This window comes from Streptomyces sp. NPDC015127, assembly GCF_043080095.1.
Taxonomy (GTDB): Bacteria; Actinomycetota; Actinomycetes; order Streptomycetales; family Streptomycetaceae; genus Streptomyces.
Map to the genome: position 1 here is coordinate 257600 of NZ_JBIBVE010000006.1, position 15396 is coordinate 272995.

At 74.2% G+C, this 15396-nt stretch carries 14 protein-coding genes and 1 riboswitch; of the genes, 8 read left to right on the plus strand and 6 right to left on the minus strand.

The features are described from left to right. Nucleotides 1-90: 90 nt before the first annotated feature. The 3 genes from ACF08N_RS14460 to ACF08N_RS14470 are packed head-to-tail and all read right to left on the minus strand — an operon-like array spanning nt 91 to nt 3288. The gene (locus ACF08N_RS14460; RefSeq protein ID WP_392324918.1) at nt 91-1170 is read right to left on the minus strand and encodes a prenyltransferase; all 1080 of its coding nucleotides are present in this window, start codon (nt 1168-1170) and stop codon (nt 91-93) included. Next, nucleotides 1167-1934, minus strand: a complete 768-nt coding sequence (locus ACF08N_RS14465; RefSeq protein WP_392324919.1) for a class I SAM-dependent methyltransferase — start codon at nt 1932-1934, stop codon at nt 1167-1169. The genes ACF08N_RS14460 and ACF08N_RS14465 overlap by 4 nt, the downstream gene beginning before the upstream one ends. Nucleotides 1935-1974: 40 nt before the next feature. Beyond that, nucleotides 1975-3288 (minus strand): glycosyltransferase family 4 protein, encoded by a 1314-nt coding sequence (locus ACF08N_RS14470; RefSeq protein WP_392324920.1) that lies wholly within the window; start codon nt 3286-3288, stop codon nt 1975-1977. Nucleotides 3289-3485: 197 nt separating this feature from the next. Between ACF08N_RS14470 and ACF08N_RS14475 the strand changes: the two genes are divergently transcribed. After that, the gene (locus ACF08N_RS14475; protein ID WP_392324921.1) at nt 3486-4175 is read left to right on the plus strand and encodes a TetR family transcriptional regulator; all 690 of its coding nucleotides are present in this window, start codon (nt 3486-3488) and stop codon (nt 4173-4175) included. Between the two features lie 453 nt (nt 4176-4628). Here the strand turns inward: ACF08N_RS14475 and nadE are convergent, their stop codons facing one another. From nadE to ACF08N_RS14490, 3 genes are all read right to left on the minus strand, one after another. Further along, complete coding sequence (gene nadE, locus ACF08N_RS14480; protein WP_392324922.1) at nt 4629-5459, minus strand: ammonia-dependent NAD(+) synthetase; 831 nt, start codon at nt 5457-5459, stop codon at nt 4629-4631. 116 nt (nt 5460-5575) lie between these two features. Beyond that, the gene (locus tag ACF08N_RS14485; RefSeq protein WP_392324923.1) at nt 5576-5809 is read right to left on the minus strand and encodes a ferredoxin; all 234 of its coding nucleotides are present in this window, start codon (nt 5807-5809) and stop codon (nt 5576-5578) included. Then, complete coding sequence (locus ACF08N_RS14490; protein ID WP_392324924.1) at nt 5802-7271, minus strand: aldehyde dehydrogenase; 1470 nt, start codon at nt 7269-7271, stop codon at nt 5802-5804. The genes ACF08N_RS14485 and ACF08N_RS14490 overlap by 8 nt, the downstream gene beginning before the upstream one ends. 260 nt (nt 7272-7531) lie before the next feature. Here ACF08N_RS14490 and ACF08N_RS14495 point away from each other — a divergent pair, with 260 nt between their 5' ends. The 7 genes from ACF08N_RS14495 to ACF08N_RS14525 all read left to right on the plus strand — a co-directional run bounded on the left by ACF08N_RS14495 (nt 7532) and on the right by ACF08N_RS14525 (nt 15396). Then, nucleotides 7532-8566 (plus strand): MBL fold metallo-hydrolase, encoded by a 1035-nt coding sequence (locus ACF08N_RS14495; RefSeq protein ID WP_392324925.1) that lies wholly within the window; start codon nt 7532-7534, stop codon nt 8564-8566. Nucleotides 8567-8633: 67 nt separating this feature from the next. Next, nucleotides 8634-8706: riboswitch (cobalamin riboswitch) on the plus strand. Between the two features lie 137 nt (nt 8707-8843). Beyond that, a complete protein-coding gene (locus ACF08N_RS14500) occupies nt 8844-10076 on the plus strand; it encodes a prenyltransferase/squalene oxidase repeat-containing protein (protein WP_392324926.1) in 1233 nt (410 codons plus the stop codon). Beyond that, the gene (locus ACF08N_RS14505) at nt 10076-10714 is read left to right on the plus strand and encodes an SCO2322 family protein (RefSeq protein ID WP_392324927.1); all 639 of its coding nucleotides are present in this window, start codon (nt 10076-10078) and stop codon (nt 10712-10714) included. The genes ACF08N_RS14500 and ACF08N_RS14505 overlap by 1 nt, the downstream gene beginning before the upstream one ends. Further along, complete coding sequence (locus tag ACF08N_RS14510) at nt 10711-11979, plus strand: energy-coupling factor transporter transmembrane protein EcfT (RefSeq protein ID WP_392324928.1); 1269 nt, start codon at nt 10711-10713, stop codon at nt 11977-11979. Before ACF08N_RS14505 ends, ACF08N_RS14510 begins: the two co-directional genes overlap by 4 nt. Next, complete coding sequence (locus ACF08N_RS14515) at nt 11976-13823, plus strand: ABC transporter ATP-binding protein (RefSeq protein WP_392324929.1); 1848 nt, start codon at nt 11976-11978, stop codon at nt 13821-13823. The genes ACF08N_RS14510 and ACF08N_RS14515 overlap by 4 nt, the downstream gene beginning before the upstream one ends. Then, nucleotides 13820-14683 (plus strand): ECF transporter S component, encoded by an 864-nt coding sequence (locus tag ACF08N_RS14520; protein ID WP_392324930.1) that lies wholly within the window; start codon nt 13820-13822, stop codon nt 14681-14683. The genes ACF08N_RS14515 and ACF08N_RS14520 overlap by 4 nt, the downstream gene beginning before the upstream one ends. Before the next feature lie 287 nt (nt 14684-14970). Then, nucleotides 14971-15396: a transglycosylase SLT domain-containing protein gene (locus tag ACF08N_RS14525; RefSeq protein WP_392324931.1), complete on the plus strand. Its 426-nt coding sequence runs from the start codon at nt 14971-14973 to the stop codon at nt 15394-15396.

Here is a 15396-nt window from a genome sequence, read left to right on the forward strand (position 1 = left end):
GCTCCGCCCGGTGTCCTCAAACGCCGGACGGGCTGAAAAACCAGCCCCGCCGGCGTTTGAGGCGCGGGGGCGCGGGGGCGGAGCCCCCGGTCACAGCAAACCGCAGCACTCCCCCGCCAACCCCCTCGGCAACCGCTCCCCCCCGAACACCGCCGTCGTCGCCTCGTCGCCCCCCAGCGCCGCGACCGCCAGCAGCAGGGAGCCCGCCGTCCAGGTGGTCCGTTCTTCCGGCCACACCGCGCGGTCGCCCTCGAAGACGTAGCCCGTCCAGTACATGCCGTCGTCGGCGCGCAGGTGCTGGATGGACTGGAGGATCTCCAGGGCGCGGTCGGACTCGCCCATCACCCAGAGCGCCAGGGCCAGTTCGCAGCTCTCGCCGCCCGTGACCCACGGGTTCGGCAGCACGCAGCGCACGCCCATGTCCGGGACCACGAAGTCGTCCCAGCGGGACTCGATGCGGGACTTGGCCTCCGGGCCCGTGACCGCGCCGCCGAGGACGGGGTAGTACCAGTCCATCGAGTAGCGGTCCTTGTCGAGGAAGCGCTCGGGGTGGTGACGGATCGCGTGGGCCAGCGCGCCCGCCGCGAGTTCCCAGTCCGGCTGGGGGTCCTCCCGTTCCTCCGCGATCGCGAGCGCGCACCGCAGCGCGTGGTGGATCGACGAACTGCCGGTCAGCAGCGCGTCGTTCACCGCCGTGCCGTCGGGCTCCCGCTTCCAGCCGATCTGGCCGCCGGGCTGCTGGAGCCCGAGCACGAACTCGACCGCCGCGAACACGACCGGCCACATCCGGTCGAGGAACGCCTCGTCGCCCGTGGCCAGGTAGTGGTGCCAGACGCCGACCGCGATGTACGCGCAGAAGTTGGACTCGCGGCCGTGGTCGGTCACGGCGTCCGCGTCGCCGTCGTGGTAGGCGGCGTACCAGGAACCGTCGTCGTTCTGGTGGCGGGCCAGCCACGCGTAGGCGCGGGCCGCCGCCTCGTGCTCGCCCGCCGCGTCCAGTGCCATCGCGGCCTCGGTGTGGTCCCACGGGTCGAGGTGGTGGCCCCGGAACCAGGGGATCGCGCCGTCCTCGCGCTGCGCGGCGAGGATGCCCGCGACCGTCTCGGCCGCCTGCTCGGCGGTCAGGACCCCGGGCAGGACGAGGTGGTCGGTGCGTCCGGGAATCGTCACGCGTCGGCCCTGGGCTGGGTGTACCCGCCGCGAAGCGAGGGGGAGTGCGGCTTGGTCGCGTACGCCACGAAGCTCTTGCCGACGACCGGGTTGAGGAGCTGCTCCGCGAGCCGGGTCGCGAGCGGCTTCTTCATGATGTCCCAGACCAGCAGCTTGTGGTACGCCCGCACCGGCAGCGCTGCGTCCTCACCGTCCCTGCCCACTCCGAAGGCGCACTTGAGCCACCAGTACGGCGAGTGCAGCGCGTGCGCGTGGTGCGTGCCGTACGGCTTGAGGCCGGCTTCGCGGATCTTCGCGAGCAGTTCGTCCGCCTTGTAGATGCGGATGTGGCCGCCCTCGACCTCGTGGTACGCGTCGCTGAGCGCCCAGCAGACCTTCTCCGGGCCGTAGCGCGGCACGGTGACGGCGATGCGGCCGCCGGGGCGCAGCACGCGGACCATCTCGGCGAGCACGCCCTTGTCGTCGGGGATGTGCTCCATCACCTCGGAGATGATCACGACGTCGAAGGACTCGTCGGGGAACGGCAGATTGAGCGCGTCGCCCTCCATTGCGGTGGCGGTGGCGCCCTCCGGTGCCTCGCCCGCCTCCTTCATCGCGGCGAACCACTTGGCGACCTCGCGGATCTCCTCGGCGTTCTGGTCCAGTGCCACGACCTGCGCACCGCGCCGGTAGCACTCGAACGCGTGCCGGCCTGCGCCGCAGCCCAGGTCGAGCACGCGGTCGCCCGGGGCGAGCGGAAAGCGGGAGAAGTCGACGGTCAGCACGGGGGTCTGCCTTCCTGGGGGCGGTGCGTGAGGGGGTTTCTCAGGGGGTACGGACAGGGGTCCGGGAGGCGGCGATGGCCTCCCGGTAGCGCTCGGCCGTGCCGATCGCGGCCTGCTTCCAGGTGAAGCGGGCGAGCACCCGGGCCCGGCCCGCCGCGCCGAGCCCGGCCCGCAGGTCCGCGTCGCCGAGGAGGCGGCGCAGGGCGGCGGCCAGGGCCTCGGCGTCGCCGGGCGGCACGGCCAGGCACGTCTCGCCGTCGCGGCCGGCGACCTCGGGGATCGCGCCGCCCGTCGTGGCGACGAGCGGGGTGCCGGTGGCCATGGCCTCGGCCGCGGGCAGTGAGAACCCCTCGTACAGGGACGGCACGCAGGCGATCTGGGCACTGCGCACCAGGTCGACGAGTTCGGCGTCCGTGATGCCCTTGACGAACCGGACGGCGTCCGCGAGGCCGTAGCGCTCGATGAGCTGGGCGACCGGGCCGTCCTCGGCGCGCTTGCCGACGACGACGAGGTGGGCGTCCGCGTTCTCGGTGCGCACCTTCGCCAGGGCCTCGACGAGGTGAACGAGCCCCTTGAGGGGCACGTCCGCGCTGGAGGTGGTGACGATCCGGCCGGGGACCTCGGGGACCGAGGGGTCCGGCGAGAAGAGGTCGGTGTCGGCGCCGATGTGGACGACGTGGATCCGGTCGCCGCGTACGCCGAGGTGGTCGGTGATCTCCTGCCGGGAGGAGCCGGAGACGGTGAGCACGGACGGCAGGCGGCGGGCGACGCGCTTCTGCATGCGGGTGAAGGCGTACCAGCGGCGTACGGAGGCGCGGCGCTTCCAGTCGGCGGCGGCGTCCAGTTCCAACTGCCGGTCGACGGTGATCGGGTGGTGGATCGTGGTGACGAGGGGGGCGCCGAGGTCGCCGAGGAGCCCGTAGCCGAGGGTCTGGTTGTCGTGGACGACGTCGAAGTCGCCGCGGCGGGCGCGCAGATGGCGCCGGGCCCGCAGGGAGAAGGTGAGGGGCTCGGGGAAGCCGCCCGTCCACATGGTGGCGACCTCGAGGGCGTCGATCCAGTCGCGGTACTCGCCGCGGCCCGGGGTGCGGAACGGGTCGGGCTGGCGGTACAGGTCGAGGCTGGGCAGCTCGGTGAGCGGCACGCCGCCGTCGAGGACCGGGTAGGGCTGGGCGCCGATGACCTCGACGTGGTGGCCGAGGCGGGCGAGTTCACGCGACAGATGGCGGACGTAGACGCCCTGGCCGCCGCAGAACGGGTTCCCCTTGTAGGTCAGCAGCGCTATGCGCAGCGGGGAGTCGCCGTCGCCGGACGCGCCCGCACGGGGGCCGATCTCTATGGCCTCTGCGGTCACCCACGGCCCCCTTCTCACTGCGTTTCGCCGGAGCGTAATCGGTCGCGCTAATCTAGAACAAGTTTCAGACTTGATCGTTCGAGGAGCTTCGAATCTACCGGCAGGTAGCGCAACTGTGACCGGCGGATCAGGTGATTCGCGCCACGGCGGACGCCCTGCCGTGCCGGTCGATCCGGACGCGTGCGGGGACGGGACCTATGACAGCGGAAGCCAAGCCGGCGGTGCCTGTGTCACCGCCCCTGACCGAGCGCCAGGAGGCGCGCCGCCGTCGCATCCTGCACGCCAGCGCACAGCTGGCCTGCAGAGGCGGCTTCGACGCCGTGCAGATGCGGGAGGTCGCGGAGGCGGCCGGGGTCGCGCTCGGCACGCTCTACCGCTACTTCCCCTCCAAGATCCATCTGCTGGTCGCGACGATGCAGGACCAGCTGGAGCGCCTGCACACGACCTTGCGCAAGCGCCCGCCGGGCGGTGAGGGCGCGGCCGAGCGGGTGGCCGAGACGCTGATGCGGGCGTTCCGGGCGCTGCAGCGCGAGCCGCATCTCGCGGACGCGATGGTGCGGGCGCTGACGTTCGCCGACCGCAGCGTGAGCCCGGAGGTGGACACGGTCTCACGGCAGACGACCGCGATCATCCTGGACGCGATGGGGCTGGAGAACCCGACACCGGAGCAGCTGTCCGCGGTACGGGTGATCGAGCACACCTGGCACTCGGCGCTGATCACGTGGCTGTCGGGGCGGGCGTCGATCGCCCAGGTGAAGATCGACATCGAGACGGTGTGCCGCCTGATCGACCTGACGGCACCGACCGCGGGGGCCGCGCCGGCCGCGGGGGCCGCGGCGGGCACCGGAGGCGCGGCCCCGAAGGGCCGCGGCCGGACGGCGCGCTAGCCGCCGGTCCGGCGGGAGGCGGTCCGTCCCCCCGGGAAGCGGTCTCCGCAACGCCCGCAGGGGCCCCGCAGGGGCAATGGGCAGCCGGCGCGTGTGATCGGTGAGCCGGTAGCGGCAGGCGCCGCGGCCCCGAGGGGACGCAGCCGCACGGCGCGTCAGCCGCCGGTCCGCGGGAGGGGCTCCGCCGGGAAGCGGTCCCCCGGTCCGCTGGGAGGCACTCCGGTCCGCCGGGAGGGGGTCCGGCCACGGGAAGCCGTCGTCGCAAACGCCCTCAGGAGGCCGCAGCCCGCGTCGCTCGTGGTCGGTGAGCCGGTAGCGGCAAGCGCCACGGCCCGAGGGGACGCAGCCGCGCGGCGCGTCAGCCGCCGGTCCGCCGGGAGGCCGTACGCCGGAAAGCGGTCCCCCGGTCCGCCGGGAGGGCGGCCCCCCGGGGAAGCCGTGGGCGCAACACCCTCAGGGGGCGAGGGGCAGGCGGCGCTTGTGGTCCGTGAGGCGGTAGCGGTGGACGATCGTCTCGAAGGCCCGCTCGTCCACCGGCTTGCCCTCCAGGAAGTCGTCGATGTCGTCGTAGGTGACGCCGAGCGCGTCCTCGTCGGCCTTGCCCGGGGCGAGGGTCTCCAGGTCGGCCGTCGGTGTCTTCCACACCAGCTCGGCGGGCGCGCCCAGCGCGTCCGCGACGGCGCGCACCCGGCGCTTGGTCAGACCGGTCAGCGGGACCAGGTCGGCGGCGCCGTCGCCGAACTTGGTGAAGAAGCCGGAGACCGCCTCGGCGGCGTGGTCGGTGCCGACGACCAGGCCGTCGTGCGCGCCGGCCACCGCGTACTGGGCGATCATGCGCTGGCGGGCCTTGATGTTGCCGTGCACGAAGTCCTGGTGGTGGGCGTCGCGGAAGCGCACGCCGGCCGCCAGCGCGGCCTCGAGCGCGGCGTCACTCGCGGGCTTGATGTCCACGGTCAGCACGTGGTCGGCCCGGATGAAGGAGAGCGCGAGCTGGGCGTCGTGCTCGTCGGCCTGGACGCCGTAGGGCAGCCGCATCGCGTGGAACCGGGCCTCGTGGCCGGCCGCCCGGGCCCGCTCGACGGCGAGCTGGCACAGCCGGCCGGTGGTGGTGGAGTCGACGCCGCCGCTGATGCCGAGCACGAGGGAGCGCAGACCGGTGGAGGTCAGCCGCTCGGCGAGGAAGGCCACCCGGCGTTCGATCTCCCGCTCGGCCTCGAAGGTCTCGGCGACCTCGAGTTCCCGGGCGATCTCCTGCTGCAGGGCGATGGACGCCGGCTCGCTCACGTCTGCTCCTCGTTCCGGTGCACGGTGGTGTCGCGCCCACCCTACCCAGGGAGGTTTCCTGCGGGGCCGGGCCGGGCAGCCCGGTGGCCCCGGCCGTGAACCCCGGGACGCGGTGGTCAGTCCTCCGGGGGGAAGACCGGCTCGCCGCCCGTCAGCAGCGTGAGCGTGATCGCCTCGACAGGGCAGTTCTCCGCCGCGGCGAGGATCTCCTCGCTCGCGTCCGCCGCCTCGGCACGCGGATGCGACTGCCGTGCCGCGTCCAGCCGGAAGCCGTCCGGGGCGTGGCCCACGCACATGCCCGAGCCGATGCACACGCCCCGGTCCACCTCGACGCGCCAGCGGTCACCCATCGGCCCGTGCCTCCCAGCTCGCGGGCAGGTGGATCATCTTGTGCTCCAGGTACGCGCCGTACCCCTCGGGCCCGAACTCCCGCCCGAGACCGGAGTTCTTGTAGCCGCCGAACGGTCCGAGCATGTCGAGGCTGAAGGTGTTGACGTTGTACGTGCCCGTCCGCACCCGGCGCGCGAAGTCGATACCGTGCTCGACGTCGGAGGTCCACACGCTGCCGCTGAGCCCGTAGTCGGAGTCGTTCGCGATCGCGGCGGCCTCGTCCTCGTCCCCGTACGGCAACAGGCAGATCACCGGGCCGAAGATCTCCTCGCGGGCGATGCGCATGGAATTGTCGACGCCGCCGAAGAGGGTCGGCTCGACGTACCAGCCGCGGTCCAGGTGGGCGGGGCGGCCGCCGCCGCTGAGGATCTTGGCGCCCTCGTCCTGGCCGATGCGGATGTAGTCGAGCGAGCGCCGCTGCTGGCGTGCGGCGACCAAGGGCCCGACCTGGGTGGCGGCGTCCAGCGGGTCGCCGACGACCAGGCCGGAGGCCGCCGCGGCGAACGCCTCGGCGATCTCGTCGTACCGGCTGCGCGGGGCGAGGATACGGGTCTGGGCCACGCACGCCTGCCCGTTGTTCATCCATGCGGCCGGGACGATCCCGGCGACGGCGCCCGCGAGATCCGCGTCGGGCAGGATCACGGCCGCCGACTTGCCGCCGAGTTCCAGCGTGACGCGGGTGAGGTTGCGGGAGGCGACCTCCATCACGCGCTTGCCGGCCGCGACCGAGCCGGTGAACGACACCTTGTCGACGCCGGGGTGGCCGACCAGGTACTCGCTCACCTCCCGGTCCGCCGGCAGGATCGACAGCACGCCCTCCGGCAGGCCGGCCTCCTGCGCGATCTCGCCGAGGAGGTACGCGTCGAGCGGTGACTCGGGCGACGGCTTGAGGACCGCGGTGCAGCCCGCGAGCAGCGCCGGGCCGAGCTTGGCGGCGGCGGTGAACTGCGGGACGTTCCACGGGACGACGGCCGCCACGACACCGACGGGCTCGCGGCGCACGAGCACCGGGCCGAGTACGCCGTCGCGGTGCTCCTCGTGGGCGAAGCCGCGGGCGACGGAGATCGCCGCGTCCCACACCATCATCGCGCCGAGGGCCTGGGCGAGGACGCTCCAGGAGTACGGGGAGCCGTTCTGCGCGCTGATGCAGCGGGCGATCTCCTCGTGGCGCACGGCGATCGCGTCCTTGATCCGGCCGACGACCTCGATGCGTTCGTCGAGGGTCGCCCGGGGCCAGGGTCCTTCGTCGAAGGCGCGGCGCGCGGCGGCGACGGCCCGGTCCACGTCGGCACGCGAGGCGTGCGGGACGCGGCCGATGACCTCTTCGGTGTGCGGAGAGACGACGTCGATCGTGCCGTCCCCGAGCGGATCGGCCAACCGGCCGCCGATGAACAGTTGTCGGTGCTCCTGGAACTCGGTCATGACCGCTGCCTCCCGCGGGGCCCGCACATCTGACGGTGTTTCAGAACTGATACCAGTTCTCGTTGCAGGAGTCCACGGGTCCGGTCCGGCCATCGGCCGCGACGACTGACCGGCGAATTGCCCCTCCCGGCCCCCGAGGGGCCACGCGCCCACGGCCGGTGACTGTCCGCAAGCGGGAGACTCGGGCAACCACGAGAACCTGTTCTCGTTATAGTCGGAGACGGGCAACCGCCCCTCGGCGGACGGGAGATGAGCACTCCATGACGCAAGTGACCGACCACGGAGGGGGCGTACGGTCCCTCCGCGTCCCGATTCCCGACAACCCCCTCGGCCACACCGTGGTCCATCTCCTCGACACCGACCGGGGGCCGGTCCTCGTCGACACGGGCTGGGACGATCCCGACTCCTGGCAGACGCTCGCCGCCGGACTCGACGCCTGCGGCACCTCGGCCGCCGAGATCCACGGCGTGATCGTCACCCATCACCACCCCGACCACCACGGCCTGTCCGGGCGCATCCGCGAGGCGTCCGGGGCGTGGATCGCGATGCACGCCGCCGACGCCACCGTCGTACGCCGCACCCGCGAGGCCGAACCGGGCCTGTGGCTCACCTACCTGACCGACAAGCTGGAGCGGGCCGGAGCCCCCGAGGAACACCTCGCTCCGCTGCGTGCGGCGCGCGCCGCGGGCGGCGGCCGGCTGCCCGGTGTGCGCGCCGCCGTGCCGGACCGCGAGATCGTCCCGGGCGAACTGCTCGACCTCGCGGGCCGCCGCCTGCGCGCCGTGTGGACGCCCGGCCACACCCCCGGCCACGTCTGCCTGCACCTGGAGGAGGACCACCCGGCCCAGCGCCCCGGTCACGGCCGGCTTTTCTCCGGGGACCACCTGCTGCCGGGCATCACCCCGCACATCGGGCTGTACGAGGACCCGGACGACGACACGGTCACCGACCCCCTCGGGGACTACCTCGACTCCCTCGAACGCGTCGGCCGCCTCGGGGTCGCCGAGGTGCTCCCCGCCCACCAGCACGCCTTCACCGACGCGACGGGCCGCGTCCGCGAACTGCTCGCGCACCACGAGGAGCGGCTCGCCGGGCTGCTGCGCCTGCTGTCCCGGCCGCTCACGCCCTGGCAGGTCGCGGAGCGGATGGAGTGGAACAGGCCCTGGGCCGAGATCCCGTACGGCTCGCGCACCATCGCGCTCTCCGAGGCCGAGTCGCATCTGCGGCGGCTGGTGAAGCTGGGCCGCGCGGAGGAGGTGCCCGGCAGCACGCCCGCGCTCTACGTGGCGGTGTGACCCGCGCCCCGCCGCGCCCAGGTGACCCGCCGGTAGAGTGGCCGCGTCGTCATCATTGCCCGTACGGGGGGAAGCCGGTGCGAATCCGGCACTGACCCGCAACCGTGAGCCGCCCATCCCGGCGGCAAGTCGGAATGCCCCGCACGCGGTCGTGACCGGCTCGCGTCACCGGCAGCCCGCCGGTGACCGGCACCGTCGAGGCATACGGAGCCGGAGCCCTGGTGCGTCTGCCCGTGCCCGGACCCGGAGTCCGGACCCGCAGGAGAGGCAGCACGCCATGACCACCGTCCGCCGCGGCGCGATCGCGCTCGTCGTATCCGCCGTGCTCGGCACGCTCGCCGTCCCCGCGGCCGTCGCCGCCCCCTCCCCGACGCCGTCGGCCGCGCTGCCGTCCGGCCTGTACGGCACGGGCGACCCGACCTACGACGGCGTGTGGCGGCAGTCGCTGGCCCTGCTCGCCCAGGACACGGTCGGCGTCAGGCCCGCGGACGAGGCCGTCGGCTTTCTGACCGGACAGCAGTGCGCCGACGGCGGCTTCCCCTCCTACCGCGCGGACGCCGCGAAGCCGTGCGACGGGAAGCTCCCGCGCGACACCAACGCGAGCGCGGCGGCCGTGCAGGCGCTTGTCGCCCTGGGCGGCCACACCCACGTCGTGCAGAAGACCACCGCGTGGCTGCGGTCCGTCCAGAACGAGGACGGCGGCTGGGGCTACAACCCGGGCGGGGCCAGCGACGCGAACTCCACCGCGGTCGTCATCGGCGCCCTGCGCGCGGCCGGCGACCACCCGGTGCGCGTGACCTCCCACGGCGGCAAGACCCCCTACGACACGCTGCTGACCTTCGCGAAGCCGTGCGGCGGCAAGGACGGCGGCGCGTTCGTCCACCAGGCCGAAACCCCCGGCGTGCTCGCCGACTCGACGGCCGCCGCGGTGCTCGCCGCGAACAACAGCGGCATGGTCGCGAAGGCCGGCGCGAAGGACCCCAGGGGTCCGGTGTGCGAGAAGGCCGAGAACGTCGCGGACGCCGGACACAACGGCGCGGCCTACCTCGCCAAGGGCCTCGCGGGGACGGGCCACTTCGACACCCCGCCCATGCCGGGCGCCGAGGACAGCGCGCCGAAGCCCGACTTCGGCAACACGGCGGACGCCGTCGTGGCCCTCGCCGCCCAGGGCCTGACCGAGGAGACGAAGAAGCCGCTGGAGTGGCTGCGGAAGAACGCGGCGGCGTGGGCGAAGGAGAACGGCCCGGCCGCCTACGCCCAGCTGATCTTCGCGGCACACGCGACCGGCACCGACCCGAGGGCGTTCGGCGCCACGGACCTGGTGGCGGGCCTGAACGCGACGGGCCCGGCGCCCGCGTCGGGTGACGTCTCCACCGGCGCGAAGCCGAAGGACGAGGCGTCGGACGACTCGTCCCCTTCCCTGTCCACGTGGTGGATCGTGGGCGTGTTCTTCGTGGCGGCGGTCGGCTTCGGCTTCCTGCTCAGCGGCCGCAGGAAGAACCGGCTCTGATGCGCGCCCGCTCCCTCGTCGTCCTCCTCGGGCTCGCCGCCCTCCTGGCGGTCACCGGCACGGCACCCGCGCAGGCGGCCGGATACCGCTACTGGTCGTTCTGGCAGAGCAGCGGCGAGAGGTGGACGTACGCCACCGAGGGCCCGGCCACCGCGCGCCCCGCGGACGGGTCCGTGACCGGCTTCCGCTTTGCGGTGAGCGAGGACAGCGGGGACGCGGCACAGCCGCGCACCGCGCCCGATTTCGCGGCGATCTGCGCGCGGACGCCTGCGCAGGACGGCACCAAGCGGGTCGCCCTCGTCGTCGACTTCGGCACGCCCGAGGACGCCCCGCAGGGCGAGCGGCCGCCCACGCGGCGCACGGCGTGCGCGCGGGTGGCACCCGACGCGACGGCGGCGGAGGCGCTGGCGGGGGTGGCGAAGCCGCTGCGGTACAACGGCGACGCGCTGCTCTGCGCGATCTCCGGCTACCCGAGGTCGGGCTGCGGCGAACAGGTCTCGACGCGCGAACCCGCCCCGGCGCGGCAGGACAAGGGCTCCGACGGCAGCGGCCCGTCGGTGGGCGTGTACGCGGGCATCGCGGCGGTCCTGACCCTGGGCGCGGCAGCGCTGTGGCAGTCCCGCCGCCGCGGCCGATGACGACTCCAGCGGGCGCGCCCGACCGGGCAACTCCAGCCCCGCCGGCGATTGAGGCGCGGGGGCCCGGGGGCAGAGCCCCCGGCGAGGGCGCCGCGCGGCCGAGCGCGCCCGGCGAGGGCAACGCGCTCCCCCGCAGAGCCGCCGCGCTCCGCGCGGCCCACGCGGCCCGCGCGCCCCTCGCCGACCGTGGCAACTCCCTGCACGCCGGGGCCTGGTGGCTGTGGGCCCTCGGGCTCGCCACCGCCGCCTCGCGCACCACCAACCCCCTCCTCCTCGGCCTGCTCGTCGGCGTCGCCGGCTACGTCGTCGCCGCCCGGCGCACGGACGCGCCCTGGGCCCGGTCCTACGGCGCGTTCGTCAAGCTCGGGCTCTTCGTCGTGGCCGTACGCGTCGTCTTCTCCGTCGCCCTCGGCTCCCCCGTCCCCGGCACGCACGTCCTGTTCACGCTGCCCGAAGTCCCCCTCCCCGGCTGGGCCGACGGGGTGCGGATCGGCGGGCGCGTGACCGGCGAGCAGATGCTGTTCGCGCTGTACGACGGGGCCAAGCTGGCCGCCCTCCTCATCTGCCTCGGCGCGGCCAACTCCCTCGCGAACCCCGCCCGGCTGCTCAAGTCCCTGCCCGGCGCGCTGTACGAGGCCGGTGTCGCCGTCGTCGTCGCCATGACGTTCGCGCCGAACATGGTCGCGGACGTCCTGCGGCTGCGCACCGCGCGGCGTCTGCGCGGGCGGCCGACCGGGGACGTCAGGGCGCTCGCCCAGATCGGACTGCCGGTGCTGGAGGGCGCGTTGGAGCGTTCGGTCGCCGTCGCCGCCTCGATGGACGCCCGCGGCTACGGGCGCACGGCGCAGGTCCCGCCCGCGGTGCGCCGCACCACGACCGCCCTCACCCTCGGCGGCCTCCTGGGCGTGTGCGGGGGTACGTACGGGCTGCTCTCGGCCGAGGGCGCCGGATACGCCGTTCCGCTGCTGGCCGCGGGGCTCCTCGCGGCGGCCGGGGGCCTGTGGCTCGGCGGCCGCCGCTCGGTGCGCAGCCGCTACCGGCCCGACCGGTGGGGTGTGCGGTCCTGGCTGGTGGCCGGGTCGGGCCTGGCCGTCGCGGTGCTGATGATCTGCGCAGCCGCCGTCGACCCCGAGGCGCTGATGCCCGGTGTCGTACCCCCCACCGCGCCGTCGCTGCCGCTGTGGCCGGCGCTGTCGGTGCTGGTCGGACTGATTCCGGCGTTCGTCGCGCCCGTACCCGCAGGAACCAAGGAGACGACCCCGTGATCCGCTTCGAGGACGTGTCGGTGACGTACGGCGATGCCGGCGCGCCGACGCTGGAGCATCTGGACCTGACCGTCCCCGAGGGCGAACTGGTGCTGCTGGTCGGCCCGTCCGGCGTCGGCAAGTCCACGCTCCTGAACGCGGTGTCCGGCCTCGTCCCGCACTTCACCGGCGGCACGCTGCGGGGCCGCGTGACGGTCGACGGGCGGGACACGCGGACGCACAAGCCACGTGAACTCGCCGATGTCGTCGGCACGGTGGGCCAGGACCCGCTCGCGCACTTCGTCACCGACACGGTGGAGGACGAGCTGGCGTACGGGATGGAGTCGCTGGGCCTCGCACCGGCCGTGATGCGCCGCCGGGTCGAGGAGACGCTCGACCTGCTGGGGCTTGCGGAGCTGCGCGACCGGCCGATCGCGACGTTGTCCGGGGGCCAGCAGCAGCGGGTGGCGATCGGCTCGGTGCTGACCACGCACCCGAAGGTGCTGGTCCTCGACGAACCGACGTCCGCGCTGGACCCGGCGGCGGCGGAGGAGGTGCTGGCGGTGCTCCAGCGCCTGGTGCACGACCTGGGCGCGACGGTGCTGATGGCGGAGCACCGCCTGGAGCGGGTGGTCCAGTACGCGGACCGGGTGGTGCTCCTGCCGGGCCGCGGCCTCCCGCCCGTGGTGGGCGATCCGTCCTCGGTGATGACGGTGTCGCCGGTCCACCCCCCGGTGGTGGCGCTGGGCCGGGTGGCGGGCTGGTCCCCGTTGCCTCTGTCGGTCCGGGACGCACGCCGCGCGTCGGGCGGCTTGCGGTCCCGCCTGGCGGGAGCCTTTCCCCACCCCGCCCCTTCCCGAACTGGGGCTCCGCCCCAGAATCCAGCCTCGTCGGCGTTTGAGGCGCGGGGGTCCGGGGGCGGAGCCCCCGGTTACGGGAAGGGGCGGGGTGGGGAAAGCGCCCCGCGCAGCGGCCCCCGCCCCCGCCTCCTCGCCCGCCTGCGCCGCACCCCCGGAGCCCACGGGGCCGACGCGGTCGCCCCCGCCACCCCCCACACCGCCACCACCCACGCCCTCGCCGTCCGCCGCGCCCGCGTCGACGCGCTCCGACGCGTCGACCTCACCGTCGGCCACGGCGAGACCATCGCGCTCATGGGCCGCAACGGCGCCGGCAAGTCCACCCTCCTGGGCGCCCTCGTCGGCATGGTGGAGCCGACCTCCGGCACCGTCACCGTCGGCGGGCGCACCCCGCACCGCACACATCCCCGCGAGCTGATCCGGCACGTCGGGCTCGTGCCGCAGGAGCCGCGGGACCTGCTGTACGCGGACACCGTGGCCGCCGAGTGCGCCGCTGCCGACGCGGACGCGCGGGTGGCGCGCGGGTCGTGCCGTGCCCTGGTGAGCGCGTTGCTGCCGGACGTACCGGACGACGTCCATCCGCGTGATCTCTCCGAGGGGCAGCGGCTCGCCCTCGCGCTGGCGGTCGTGCTGACCGCCCGCCCGCCGCTGATCCTGCTCGACGAGCCGACGCGCGGTCTGGACTACGCCGCGAAGGCCCGGCTCGTCGGCGTTCTGCGGGGCCTGGCCGCCGAGGGCCACTCGATCGTGCTCGCGACGCACGACGTGGAGCTGGCGGCGGAGCTCGCGCACCGGGTCGTGATACTCGCGGGCGGCGAGGTCGTCGCGGACGGGCCGACCGCGGAGGTGGTCGTGTCGTCGCCCGCCTTCGCACCGCAGGTCGCCAAGGTGCTCGCGCCGGAGCCCTGGCTGACCGTCTCGCAGGTCGAGGCGGCCCTGTCCGAGGCCGACCAGGACACCGAGGACCACCAGGACACCCACCGGAACACCGAGGAGCCGGGAGCATGAGCGCCCGCCCCCTCCGCCTCGGCCCCCGTTCCGTCGCCGCGCTCGTCCTGGTCAGCGCGATCGGTGTCGTCGCCTTCGGCTGGCCGCTGCTCGCGGACGACGGCTCCGGCGTCACGGCGCACGCCCAGGACGCGCCCTGGCTGTTCGCCGCCCTGCTGCCCCTCCTCGTCGCCGTCGTCGTGGCGACGATCGCCGACACCGGTATGGACGCCAAGGCCGTGGCCATGCTCGGTGTGCTCGCCGCGGTCGGGGCGGCGCTGCGGCCGCTGGGCGCGGGGACGGCCGGTCTGGAGCCCATGTTCTTCCTCATGGTGCTGAGCGGCCGCGTGCTCGGACCGGGCTTCGGTTTCGTGCTCGGTGCGGTGACGATGTTCGCGTCCGCGCTGCTCACGGGCGGTGTCGGGCCGTGGATGCCGTTCCAGATGCTGTCGATGGGCTGGTTCACCATGGGGGCCGGTCTGCTGCCCGGTGCGGAGCGGCTGCGGGGGCGGGCCGAGTGGCTGATGCTCGCGGTCTACGGGGCGGTGGCGGCCTTCGCGTACGGCACGATCATGAACCTCCAGGGGTGGACGTACATCGGCGGGCTGTCCTCGGGCATCTCGTTCCATCCCGGCGACCCGGTCCACGAGAACCTGGTGCGCTTCCTCGCGTACTGCGCGGCGACGTCGCTCGGCTGGGACCTGGGGCGGGCGGTCGTCACGGTGGTGCTGACGCTCACACTCGGGCCGGCGCTCCTCAAGGCGCTGCGGCGCGCGACGCGGCGGGCCGCGTTCGAGGCGCAGGTCACATTCGAGGGGGCGACGGGGTCCCGCACGGGTGAGGCGCCCCACAGGACCTTGGTCCCCTACGACGCCGATTAGTAGTCCGGCGGGGTGACCGCAGGGGTCCCCATCGGCGAGCCCGCCTGCGACGACGCGCCCTGTCAAGACCCGGTCCGTTTCACCCCGCATGCGAACTCCGCTCGTACACGGGGGTCATTGCCACGCTTCCGGGCGGCCGCTAACACTGTTCCGGTCGCAAGGCGTTTGCCGCGTTCCTGACGGGGCGGCGGCGCCCGCGGGCGGCCGGATCCTCCTCGTACGACCTCGTACACGGGTGGCTCCGGCACGCCCCGCGACGCTCCCTGTCCCCGACGTGAGGTCGCTCTGTGTCCCGCTCTGTCATCCGCCGCATCGCCAACCGCCCGAAGGCCGCTCTCGCCGGTTCCGCCCTGGTCCTGGGCGTCGCGGGCACCGTCCTCGGCATGAACCCGGCCACCGCCGCCGCGGCCCCCGCCGCGCCGTCCGGGTCTCCCAAGGCGATCGCCCAGAAGATGATCAAGGACGACGCGCAGTTCGCCTGCTTCGACCGCATCGTGACCCACGAGTCGAACTGGGACGTGAGCGCCACCAACGCCTCCAGCGGCGCGTACGGCCTGGTACAGGCGCTGCCGGGCGGCAAGATGGCCGCCGCGGGCTCCGACTGGCGGACCAACCCGGCCACCCAGATCGAGTGGGGCCTGGACTACATGAAGGACCGCTACGGCAGCCCGTGCGGCGCCTGGTCCGCATGGCAGGCCCAGGGCTGGTACTGA

Excerpts from the sequence above, each read along its gene's own strand:
- ACF08N_RS14485 (WP_392324923.1), bottom strand. The coding sequence starts at position 5,809 with ATGGGTGACCGCTGGCGCGTCGAGGTGGACCGGGGCGTGTGCATCGGC.
- ACF08N_RS14475 (WP_392324921.1), top strand. The coding sequence starts at position 3,486 with ATGACAGCGGAAGCCAAGCCGGCGGTGCCTGTGTCACCGCCCCTGACC.
- ACF08N_RS14505 (WP_392324927.1), top strand. The coding sequence starts at position 10,076 with ATGCGCGCCCGCTCCCTCGTCGTCCTCCTCGGGCTCGCCGCCCTCCTG.
- ACF08N_RS14490 (WP_392324924.1), bottom strand. The coding sequence starts at position 7,271 with ATGACCGAGTTCCAGGAGCACCGACAACTGTTCATCGGCGGCCGGTTG.
- ACF08N_RS14510 (WP_392324928.1), top strand. The coding sequence starts at position 10,711 with ATGACGACTCCAGCGGGCGCGCCCGACCGGGCAACTCCAGCCCCGCCG.
- ACF08N_RS14520 (WP_392324930.1), top strand. The coding sequence starts at position 13,820 with ATGAGCGCCCGCCCCCTCCGCCTCGGCCCCCGTTCCGTCGCCGCGCTC.
- ACF08N_RS14495 (WP_392324925.1), top strand. The coding sequence starts at position 7,532 with ATGACGCAAGTGACCGACCACGGAGGGGGCGTACGGTCCCTCCGCGTC.
- ACF08N_RS14500 (WP_392324926.1), top strand. The coding sequence starts at position 8,844 with ATGACCACCGTCCGCCGCGGCGCGATCGCGCTCGTCGTATCCGCCGTG.